The organism is Niallia sp. Sow4_A1, from assembly GCF_052116745.1.
In the GTDB taxonomy this organism is placed as follows: domain Bacteria; phylum Bacillota; class Bacilli; order Bacillales; family Cytobacillaceae; genus Niallia; species Niallia hominis.
Genome location: NZ_JBQKKM010000083.1, coordinates 1 through 10,458, shown reverse-complemented (window position 1 = coordinate 10,458; position 10,458 = coordinate 1). Strand labels below are relative to the sequence as shown.

The 10,458-nt window shown below is 37.2% G+C and carries 10 protein-coding genes; 3 read left to right on the top strand and 7 right to left on the bottom strand.

The window, feature by feature from the left end:
• Window positions 1–158: 158 nt before the first annotated feature.
• Both ACTQ5K_RS24570 and ACTQ5K_RS24565 read right to left on the bottom strand, forming a co-directional pair.
• On the bottom strand, window positions 159–2,756 hold the full coding sequence (locus ACTQ5K_RS24570) for a glucosaminidase domain-containing protein (protein ID WP_235251486.1): 2,598 nt from the start codon (window positions 2,754–2,756) through the stop codon (window positions 159–161).
• Between the two features lie 500 nt (window positions 2,757–3,256).
• Window positions 3,257–3,877, bottom strand: coding sequence for an ROK family protein (locus ACTQ5K_RS24565; protein WP_441994410.1), 621 nt, complete (start codon window positions 3,875–3,877; stop codon window positions 3,257–3,259).
• Between ACTQ5K_RS24565 and ACTQ5K_RS24560 the strand changes: the two genes are divergently transcribed.
• From ACTQ5K_RS24560 to ACTQ5K_RS24550, 3 genes are read left to right on the top strand one after another with little or no spacing between them, the layout of a single operon-like run.
• Window positions 3,825–4,367, top strand: a complete 543-nt coding sequence (locus ACTQ5K_RS24560) for an SDR family oxidoreductase (protein WP_441994409.1) — start codon at window positions 3,825–3,827, stop codon at window positions 4,365–4,367. The two genes, ACTQ5K_RS24565 and ACTQ5K_RS24560, sit on opposite strands and share 53 nt — an antisense overlap.
• A gap of 29 nt (window positions 4,368–4,396) precedes the next feature.
• Window positions 4,397–5,926 (top strand): FGGY-family carbohydrate kinase, encoded by a 1,530-nt coding sequence (locus ACTQ5K_RS24555; RefSeq protein WP_441994408.1) that lies wholly within the window; start codon window positions 4,397–4,399, stop codon window positions 5,924–5,926.
• A 30-nt stretch (window positions 5,927–5,956) separates the two neighbouring features.
• Window positions 5,957–7,372, top strand: a complete 1,416-nt coding sequence (locus ACTQ5K_RS24550) for an MFS transporter (RefSeq protein ID WP_441994407.1) — start codon at window positions 5,957–5,959, stop codon at window positions 7,370–7,372.
• A gap of 9 nt (window positions 7,373–7,381) precedes the next feature.
• On the opposite strand, the gene ACTQ5K_RS24545 is transcribed toward ACTQ5K_RS24550, so the two are convergent.
• From ACTQ5K_RS24545 to ACTQ5K_RS24525, 5 genes are all read right to left on the bottom strand, one after another.
• On the bottom strand, window positions 7,382–8,023 hold the full coding sequence (locus ACTQ5K_RS24545; protein ID WP_441994406.1) for a hypothetical protein: 642 nt from the start codon (window positions 8,021–8,023) through the stop codon (window positions 7,382–7,384).
• Window positions 8,024–8,063: 40 nt separating this feature from the next.
• Window positions 8,064–8,669 carry a hypothetical protein gene (locus ACTQ5K_RS24540; protein WP_441994405.1) on the bottom strand — a complete coding sequence of 202 codons (606 nt, stop codon included), beginning with the start codon at window positions 8,667–8,669 and terminating at the stop codon, window positions 8,064–8,066.
• Window positions 8,670–8,819: 150 nt separating this feature from the next.
• Window positions 8,820–9,413 carry a restriction endonuclease gene (locus ACTQ5K_RS24535; RefSeq protein WP_031537501.1) on the bottom strand — a complete coding sequence of 198 codons (594 nt, stop codon included), beginning with the start codon at window positions 9,411–9,413 and terminating at the stop codon, window positions 8,820–8,822.
• A 95-nt stretch (window positions 9,414–9,508) separates the two neighbouring features.
• Window positions 9,509–9,970 (bottom strand): GNAT family N-acetyltransferase, encoded by a 462-nt coding sequence (locus ACTQ5K_RS24530; RefSeq protein WP_031537500.1) that lies wholly within the window; start codon window positions 9,968–9,970, stop codon window positions 9,509–9,511.
• A gap of 18 nt (window positions 9,971–9,988) precedes the next feature.
• Entirely contained in the window at window positions 9,989–10,321 is a 333-nt protein-coding gene (locus ACTQ5K_RS24525; protein WP_441994404.1) for a glycosyltransferase, read from the bottom strand.
• Window positions 10,322–10,458 lie beyond the last annotated feature (137 nt).

Here is a 10,458-nt window from a genome sequence, read left to right as displayed (position 1 = left end):
TAATAGAAGTTGGTTTGACGGCCATCTTCTATTATAACGATTGGAGTTTTTTTCTGATACAACTCTACAAGTTTCATTTGCACACAGGCATAGCCTGTGGTTTAAAAAGATCAATAAGAAAAGAGGGGCGATTTTTTTATCGCTCCCTCTTTTTCCCTTTATTTATATACTGGAATTTCTAAATGCAGGATAAATGGTCTTAAGTTATATACTTCCGACATAACTTTTACCTGTTTAGAGGCCCATCCTATATCTGTTGCATATTGATGACCAGCAAATGATTTATTGTTCATTAATTCTGGATTCCAGCGCATTTTATAAATGGTATTTTGGACAATATTATAACTATTTTTCCCGCCTATATATCCATTTTCAATAAAGGCAGCTCCACCCAATATTGCTTTATATGGCGTTGTCCAGCCATTATCATATGCTGCTTCTGCTCCACACTCATCTGGGCAGTCATCATACGCACCGATACCATACATGTTATATACTTTTTTCCCATTATACTCTATCCCTTTTGCAAGAGTAGATGTACCATTACCCGTTTCTAATAGTGTATGAGCCATTAAATAGACTTCATTGATTCCATATTTTTTACCAGCATCAATGAAAGCTTGTCCCTGTCCTTCTAATATTCCTTTTCCTTTTAGATATTGGTTTAGAATACTTACAGGTACTTCACTTGATTTGGTTAAATCCATAAACTGAAATCTTTGGACGTTATCACTTGAGAAGTTAGTTGGATCGAGATAATATTTCACATCAGAAGAAGTAGCATTACGCCAAGCATTATAGCTTACTTCTACCCATTTGCTTTTCGAATCCTCTTTTAAAACTGTTACTAACGTTCCTTTTTTGACAGATCCATAAATATGTCCTGTCGTACTTGCCTTTGATCTAATATTCAGTGTAGTAGCTGTTACTCTACCTACTCTAGACTCAAGTTCAACAAGCGAACTGTGAACAAATAATTCTTGCTCTTTATATTCGATTTTATACCATTTGTCACTGCCTGCCGTTTCATCCCCAACAACATTGTTGTCTAAAACAAGAATTGATGTTCCGGACTTCACTTTTGTTACAACATTAGTATCTTCTTTGTCATCTTTTAATTCTGGAGACGTTCTAAGCTGCACATCATTTTTCGTGATTTTTCCTTTATCCATCATTTGAAGATATTCGCTAGATGCATATGCTTTTTCATTTCGATATTTATCTGTCTGGGGTGAAGTGTTCATTTGCATCGATAACGCATTGTCCAGAGAGATATTATAGTTAGTTTTTGTCGTATAGACGTTTGTTCTGTATGAGTTTTTCTCGCTAACAGCTTCGCCCTTGTCTTTTTTAACAAGCTTTACTTCTATCGCCTCTACTCGCTTTAATAGCCCTTCTGTTCCTGCTTTCATTCCATTCTTGGCCCATCCCAACCAGCCATATGATTGAACATGAACTCGGTAATACACATCGTAATGATTAGCAATTTCGCCTGAAAGATTTATTTTCACTGCTTCTAACGGTTTGGAATAACCTTCTATGCCAGAAACTCCCCCATTAGAAACACTACTTAACCAACTACCGCTTTGCATTTTGGAGGCATAAACAACTTCTCCACTGTAGGGAGAATTTTCAATATTTATTTTAATTGCTTCTATACGTTTTGATTGCCCCTCTGTACCACTTAATTTTCCATCTTTTACTGTTTCCATCCAACCGTTTGACTGTACATAGGAGGAATAGCTAATGGAAGGATCTGTTACAAATGGTTTATCTGTAGATCCAGGTGCCCTCTTTCCTTTTTCTACAAGCTTTATCTGAATAGACTCTACTCGCTTAGAAAGCCCTTCTGTTCCAGCAGACTGCCCATTTTTTGCCCAGTCAAGCCAGCCATAGCTTTGAGAATGAACTCGATAATACACATCATAATGTTCAGCCATTTCTCCTGTTAAGTTGATTTGGATTGCTTCAACACGTTTACTTTTTCCCGTTGTACCGCTAACTTTTCCATTCGATACTGAATCCATCCAACCATAACTTTGAACATGTGTTTTATACGTAATTCCACCAGAGTAAGGTGTTTTATTTAATGAGATTTTTATAGCTTCTACTCGCTTACTTTTTCCCGTTGTACCAGCCGATGCGCCATTTTTCACCGTTTTCATCCAGCCGTAACTTTGAACATGCGTCGAATAAGAAACGGATAGATTTGTCACAAATGGCTGTTCTGTAGAACCAGGAGCTGATTGTCCCTTTTTGACTAAGACTATTTCCATTGCTTCTACTCGTTTAGAAAGTCCTTCTGTTCCTGCTGATTGACCATTTTTTGCCCAACCTAACCAACCATAAGTCTGAGAATGAACTCGATAATACACATCATAATGCTCAGCCATTTCTCCCGTTAAGTTGATTTGGATTGCTTCAACACGTTTACTTTTTCCCGTTGTACCGCTAACTTTTCCATTCGATACTGAATCCATCCAGCCATAACTTTGAACATGTGTTTTATACGTAATCCCACCAGAATATGGGGCATTTTCCAAGTCTATCTTTACTGCCTCTACACGTTTACTTTTTCCTGTAGTGCCAGATAACTTACCGTCTTTCACACTATCCATCCAGCCATAACTTTGAACATGTGTCGAATAGCTTATTGTTGGATTTTCCGCTGCATTAACATTAGTTACATTTATGGAATATCCCAAAACTAGTAAAATAGCAGCAAAAAAATAAAATAGTCCTCTTTTTTTATTCATAGATTCTATATCATTTCCCCCCATAAACTATATTAGGACATAAAACGACACCTTTGTCCTAATATCATTCTTTTTATATGCTACTATTCTATCATATTCGACAGGCATATTTTAATAGTTTTTAAAAATAGGTAAAATGTAGGAGGTATTAAAGAATAGAAGAACGTACTGTTCTTCTATTCTTCTTATGTGGAAAAGTTGTGTTTCTTAAAGAAGTTTATTAATAACAGAGGAATAAATTATAGTTTCTTACTCCTTTTCTTCTAAGTAGCTCATGATCAAATAGGTAAAGTTATCCTTATCTTCATTGTTCTTATGCGCATCAATATACTTTAGAAATACCTGTCTTATTTCTTCATTAAGGTTATTCCATTCTGCTTTCTACTGGATATAGATTGCTGAGCATATCCGGATTATTGTGTAAAACTTCAGGCGATAAGTTAATCACTCTTCTTGACCATTTAGCTCTTTGAAATCAGCGTCTAAGCACCTGATTTCCACTAAATCGTATCCAAAAACGATTGCACAAATGGAATGGCTGCTCCAATTGGAACGCCTTTTGCAGGTGAATGACTGATATGAATAAAGCGGTCGCTGCTTGGAAAGGCGGATTTTTCGTTTGTTTTTTCATGAAGAATACGGAGATCTTCTTCTATTAAATAGGAAGAAATATGTCCTCCAATAATAAACTCTCTGTTAAGGACAAGATACAAATTATTCATGGAAAAGGCTAAATGGTCTAAAAAAGCGTTCCACCTTTTCACAAAAGAAACTACCCCAGATCGCACATTTTCGAAAAAAGCATCTAATGTCTCTCCCGTTTCTAACAGAGCATTTACAGAACTATACGTTTCCACGCACCCTTTCTTTCCACAATAGCATAAAGGTCCATCAGGATTTATCGTCATATGCTCCACTGTTCCACTATGCCCTTCTTTTCCCATATATATTTGATTATTGATGATGATTGCACCACCAAGATGTGTCCCAATTGATAGGTAGACAGCGTCTCCTATAAAGTCTATTGCAATTAAAGCAGATGTAACTAACCCTGAAGATGTAAACGCTATGATGGATACTGTATTAGAAGCTTTTGGTCGATTAGATGTTGCCTTTTGCAATGCTGGAATTTGCTTGAATGTCCCTGCTGAAGAAATGACTTTTGATCAATGGAAAAAAGTGATTGATATTAATTTGACAGGTGTATTCCTTACAGCTCAAGCAGCAGGAAAAGTCATGCTAAAACAAGGCAGCGGTTCCATTATTAATACAGCATCAATGTCAGGACATATTGTAAATGTTCCCCAACCACAATGCTCTTATAATGCTTCAAAAGCTGGTGTGATTCAACTAACAAAATCACTAGCTGTCGAGTGGGCATCAAGAAATGTACGTGTTAATTGCATTAGTCCAGGATATATCGGCACAGAGCTTACATTAAATTCTCCAAGCTTACAACCTTTAATTAAACAATGGAATGAAATGGCACCGCTTAATCGTATGGGGAAACCAGAAGAGCTTCAATCCATTTGTGTTTATTTAGCCGGAGACACTAGCAGCTTTACAACAGGTTCAGACTTTGTAATAGATGGTGCTTTCACTGCAATTTAATAGACTTATAGATTTAGGAGGGACTATTTATGAATTACTTACTCGGTACGGATATCGGAACTTCCGGAACAAAAACGATTCTAATGGATACAGATGGAAACTTAATTGCGCAAGATTTACAAGAATACGATGTGTTAACTCCTAAGCCTTTATGGGCAGAACAGTGGCCAGATGTGTGGCTGGAAGCTACAAAAGCTTCCATTAAAAACACGGTGCAAAAAGCAGGAATTCCAGCTGAAAAAATACGTGGGATTGCCATCAGTGGTTTATATGGAGGTTCCGGGATTCCATTGGACGAAAACATGGAGCCTGTTAGACCTTGTATGATTTGGATGGATCGAAGAGCAGAAGCAGAAGCAAACTGGGTACTTGAACATATCGGAAAAGAAAAGCTTCTTGACATTACCCATAATGGCGCTGATCCCTATTATGGATACACAAAAATCCTCTGGATGAAAAACAATGAACCAGAGAACTGGCACAAAACCAAATTATTTCTCCCACCAAATGATTATGTGATTTTCAAACTAACCGGAGAAGTTGCCATTGATTATTCTTCTGCAGGGAATATCGGCGGAATCTTTGATATGAATAACAGAACATGGTCAAAAGAAATGATGGATGCGATGGGAATCCCCACTTCGTTAATGCCGGAAAAAATTGTAGAATCAACCGATATTGTTGGCGGCTTGACGAAAGAAGCAGCAACAGAGTTAGGACTTTCAGAAGGAATGCCAGTTATCGCTAGTGGTATTGACTGTGGCGCTGCGAATATCGGCCTTGGTGTATTAGAATCTGGCATTTATGCAGCAGCAATTGGAACTTCCATGTGTGCAGCACTCATATCTGATAAACCAGTCAAAGGAAAAGACCTAATTGTTTGGCCCTATTTATATGATGCAAAAAGACTTTCCTATTATTTTGCTGGTGGAGCTACTGCTGGTGCGATCGTTAAATGGTTCCGCCAAACAATGTGTGAGTATGAATTGGAAGTCGAAAAAGCTGGCGGAAAGAACGCATATGATGTTTTAAACGAACAAGCAGCTAACATTTCAGTCGGAAGTGATGGCTTGATTGTCCTACCTTATTTTATGGGCGAAAGAAGTCCTATTTGGGATTCAGATGCAAAAGGAACGAATGTCGGACTTTCTTTAGCACATACAAAGGCTCATATCTATCGCGCATTTCTTGAAGCAGTTGCCTTCTCTTTACGTGATGCAATGGAAGCAACTGGTGAAGATCTTGGAGAATATATCTTGCTTGCAGGCGGTGTGACAAAGTCGAAATTGTGGAGCCAAATTTTTGCAGATTTTACAGGCTATCCCGTTGTCTGTCCAATTCATGATGTAGAAGCCAATATGGGCGATTTTATTCTTGCTGGAATAGGAACTGGCCTTCTCTCTTATGAAGAGGTAAAGAAATGGCAGGTTCTAGATGAGAAGATTATGCCAAACAAGGAGAATCATCAAAAATATAATGAATTTTACCATGTTTATAAATCTATTTATAAGCATTTAAAAACAGATATGAAAACGTTAACAAGAATTTCAGCAATGTAAATTTTTTTTACGAAATGGATGGTGATTGGGATGGAGAAATGGAAAAAAAGGATTGGATACGGAGCTGGGGACTTCGCATGTAATCTTGTATTTAGTATAATGGCATCTTATTTACTGTTTTTCTATACAGATGTCTTTGGAATTACGGCAACGGTTGCTGGAACGTTAATGCTCGTAACAAAGATTATCGATGCTTTTGCTGATACTGGCATGGGATTATTAGTAGATAGAACGAATACTAGATGGGGACAAGGAAGACCTTATTTCCTCATTGGAGCAATTCCTTTTGCCGCCTTTACGATTTTGACTTTTATTGTACCCGACTTCAGTATGGGTGGAAAAATTGTATGGGCTTATGTAACCTATTGCCTGTTAAACATTGCTTATACTGTTGTAAATATCACTTTAAATACAATTGTGCCAAGATTAACTTCCGATGATCATGAGCGAAACTGGCTAGTCTCAACTAGAATGATTTGCGCATTAATTGGAACCGCTTTAGTCATGACGATTACAAATCCCCTTGTTAATTTCTTCGGAAAGGGAGATACACAAAAAGGCTATCTCATTACGATGACTATTTACGGGGTTGCAGCTGTAATTGTGTTTGTCTTTACGTTTATGAATACAAAAGAAGTCGTACCACCAACTGTAGAACGAGGAAAATCTACTTTTAAAGAGGATTTAAAAGGATTAACCGGCCATGCATTAATCTTCTTTATCTTAAATTTTCTCTATTTCGCCCTTTTTGTAATCAGAAATACTACTGTGATCTATTATTTCACATACAATCTTGGACGAACAGATTGGCTTACGTTTGTTGGGCTTTTCGGTATTCTCTCTGGTCTGCCTATGCTTCTTCTTCTGCCTTGGCTTCAAAGGAAATTACCAAAAAAGAATGTCTTGCTATTAAGTACCGTTATCTATATTGTTGGAGATTTAATAATTTATTTTGGAAAAACGTCTCCTGTTTTACTCATAGCTGATTTAGCAATTACCGGACTCGGAATTTACGGGATCTTTGGAACCACTTTTGCCATTCAACCAGATATTATCGATTATTCCGAGTATAAAAACAACAAGAGTATCACTGGGATGATTGCAGCCTTTCAAGGTTTCGCAGTAAAAATAAGTCTAGGTCTTGGTAGTGCACTTGTCGGAGTTTTTCTTCAACTGGGTGGCTATGTTCCAAATGCCACACAAACTCCTAAAGCTTTATCGTATATTGAAGTAAGCTTCATCTGGGTGCCACTAGCAATCTGCTTACTAATCGGCATAACCATGCTGTTCTACAAGCTCGATGCCAAACGAAGCGTAATGGATACAGAGTTGAACCGCAGACGAAACCTATTAAATGATAATGTAAGTAAATCTTTAAAGTCGAGGGAAGCAAAGGGACGGTTCTTGTTAGGAAATTTTAGGGAAACAGTAGAACCGTCCCTCTGAGGACCCTCCTTACTGTAAATTCAAGAAGACATTTCCTCCAAGCATTTCTTCATAGCGAAGCTGCGCTTTTTCTCCTGTTTTTACTAATCCAGAAATATAGCCTTCTTTTTCATTTCCTACATACATTTCATAACTAAATTCAGGTTCTGTCGTTCCGATAATATCTCCACTATATATATCACCGTTTTCACTAACCATTTCGAAGTTCATTATCCCATCAATATGAAAGGACAAATCCTCTGTAGCCGATTCAGTAAACTTAACTTTCGTTTTCGCTAAAAGCCATTCATATCCTACTGGGGCAGGCTCATTGAATTCGTTCATGGATTTTAATTTTTGATAGGCGTCCTCCCCGCGTATAACTTCCAATACTGTTAAATCAAACTTAATAGGGAAGGATTCCCCTTCATCATTATATAGTTCATCTTCGACTGTTACTGTCTTCTTAAACGGAACTGGATTTGTTCGAGATCCAAGCTTCGACTTTGTTTCTTCTTTTTTTTCTGTCTCTTCTGTTTGTACTTCTTCCTGTTTTTCATCCTCATCTTTAATTGTTACATCCTTCGTATCTTGTCCACATCCTCCAAGGACAGTGACAATAAATAAACCAGTTAGACACAGTTTAAATATATTTGGGAAATTAATTTTCATCCTTATCCTCCTTATTTTCTCTAAATGAAAAACAACTATTTTATTCCGAATCCTCTTCTAAATCATCAGGATAAACGGTTTCATCCAATACTTCCTTTGTGGCTTCGTCTGTTGTAAATATCTTAACCTGATAATCGTCTGAGTCCACACCACTATACAGTTGATACATCATACCTGTTATTCCGAGGCTAAAAATGGCAAAACTATCCATACTATCCTCGTATTTCTCTTTATCAACCACTAACGTAAATTCAGAAAATGATTTATTATGCGTAATATCCTTAATGGACACATAATCATCACTCCCCTTCATTTCCTTTATGGATTCTTCTAGAGATGCTTCCATTTCCTTCATCATCTCTTTATGTTTTGCCTTAGACATTTTATAGGTAAGGGAACCATCGTCATTTTTAGTAACTTTAATTCCCTCTTTTTCTACATCCGCAATAACCGTATCAATATCTTCCCCTTCAAACATGGAAGCTGGCAATGTGATTTCAACGTTTAAAAGACCTTTATCAACATCTACATTTTGTTCATCTGCCTGTTTGTTATTATCAGCATTTTCTTTTTTATCCTTATCCGCTGAACAAGAAGCAAGAATCACCATACTTAATACAAAAAAAATAAAAGAAAATTTCCTCATAAAAATCCCCCTTAACCATTTTTTCATTAAACTTATGACAAAATCCTACCCATTATTATGCCTGCTTCCTCTTTTCCAATACATAAAAAAGGAAGCAGGGGACGGGTTCTTCTGAGAACATAACCTCAGAAGAACCGTCCCTCTACTTCCTTAAACGAGCAATATCTCCTTCATTTCTTTTTCCTCTTTGCTTAAACTACTTAACCAGCTTTCCACAAGCTTGACACCGTCGATTAGTTCGACGTTTAAACCTTTGGCATATTCGTAAGCTGCAGGTGTAAAGCCGCCTGTTGTAATAACATACCCTCCTGCAGCTCCTCTTTTTACTATATTCGAATGAATAAGTGCAATTGGATCAAAAGGTAAATCTCCTTGATGACATTTGACTTGTCCAAGAAACAGTCCTTTTTCTGTTTCATGTTCGAAATCAACTCCAAAATCACCTGTTGAGGGAGTTACCCAGGTCGATCCACCTCTTGTTTGCTCCACAATTTCAGCAGCAAACTTTTCAAATTGAATCGGGTCTTGTTTTATGTAAATCTCAGAATAATTTGGAGAATTTTCCTCAGTTTCTTTTCGAAATCGCAAATAAAGCCCCATTGCCAACGTCTTTTTCAATTCATTACTCGATTCGATATGACTTGCCAAAAGCGAAGTCTGATATTGATCTTCCTTTTTGGTCCAAAAATACTTTATAAAAGCCATCGTTAAAAGAATTGCTACAACAATCTCCATATAGAACATTCTCACCACTCCTTGCATTATTAAAGGGTAGGCAGTAATGGTTCTTTTTATACAGAGATTAGCCATTCTATGCAATTAGGAAAACACCTTATGTATTATTTCGTTTCCAACCTATCTCCCTTTAACAGCATATCAATATGGGGAATATTGTCTTCTAAATATACTTTTGAGATCGATTGAAAACCAAAGGACTGGTAAAACGTTCGCAAATAGTTCTGAGCCTGTATTTTTATTACCTCCTCATTTAATTCCTTTTTAAGGTAATCAATCCCGCGACTCACAAGCTCTTCCGCCAAGCCTTGACCTCTCCATTCTTTCTTCACTAAAATTCTTCCTAGCGAAGCCTCTGGATAAGAAACCCCTGGAGGTAAAATTCTCAAATAAGCAACAACCTCTCCCTCTTTTTCAGCAAATAAATGATACGATTCAGTATCCTTCCCATCCACCTCTAAATATGGACAATTTTGTTCTACCACAAAAACAGCCGTTCTTTCTTTCAAAAGCGTATATAATTCCATGTTCGTTAACTCATTAAAATTCTTTACATGCCATTTCATTTTTTTCACCTCTCCATATTAGTTGTCTGTAGAGAAACAGCACTGTTTCCGTAACTCCTCCACTATCGCCTCGGCGTCATTTCTAAATCCATTCTCCTTTTTTTCTTGCTTCTCTCCATGATACTGATATTTTAGCATTTCTTCCCAATCTATTGTTTTGCCTAGTCCATGCTTACGAATATAGTTAATCGTATTTTGGTCTTCCTTCATTCCTTCTCTATTCAAAATCAGTAGCGGCACATTATAGACAACTGCCTCGCTTACCGTACCCCATCCTGCTTTTGAGATGACTAAATCACTCGCCGCGATATATGCTTGAGATTCCGTTTCCTCTTTTGGAATGGAGAACACATTATCCCTATCTACCTTTACATTGGAACTCAACTTTCGCAGAGTGATATCGGCAAATAAGCCTTGATATAATTAGGAAGGCCAGCGATCCACTGTTCAAGTTGACTTTGAATTATTTTTTTGATTTTCTTATTCGT

What these genes read in the sequence shown, in the direction of transcription:
- ACTQ5K_RS24570 (WP_235251486.1), bottom strand. Translation starts at nt 2,756, where the DNA reads ATGAATAAAAAAAGAGGACTATTTTATTTTTTTGCTGCTATTTTACTA.
- ACTQ5K_RS24560 (WP_441994409.1), top strand. Translation starts at nt 3,825, where the DNA reads ATGATGGATACTGTATTAGAAGCTTTTGGTCGATTAGATGTTGCCTTT.
- ACTQ5K_RS24555 (WP_441994408.1), top strand. Translation starts at nt 4,397, where the DNA reads ATGAATTACTTACTCGGTACGGATATCGGAACTTCCGGAACAAAAACG.
- ACTQ5K_RS24550 (WP_441994407.1), top strand. Translation starts at nt 5,957, where the DNA reads ATGGAGAAATGGAAAAAAAGGATTGGATACGGAGCTGGGGACTTCGCA.
- ACTQ5K_RS24545 (WP_441994406.1), bottom strand. Translation starts at nt 8,023, where the DNA reads ATGAAAATTAATTTCCCAAATATATTTAAACTGTGTCTAACTGGTTTA.
- ACTQ5K_RS24540 (WP_441994405.1), bottom strand. Translation starts at nt 8,669, where the DNA reads ATGAGGAAATTTTCTTTTATTTTTTTTGTATTAAGTATGGTGATTCTT.
- ACTQ5K_RS24535 (WP_031537501.1), bottom strand. Translation starts at nt 9,413, where the DNA reads ATGTTCTATATGGAGATTGTTGTAGCAATTCTTTTAACGATGGCTTTT.
- ACTQ5K_RS24530 (WP_031537500.1), bottom strand. Translation starts at nt 9,970, where the DNA reads ATGAAATGGCATGTAAAGAATTTTAATGAGTTAACGAACATGGAATTA.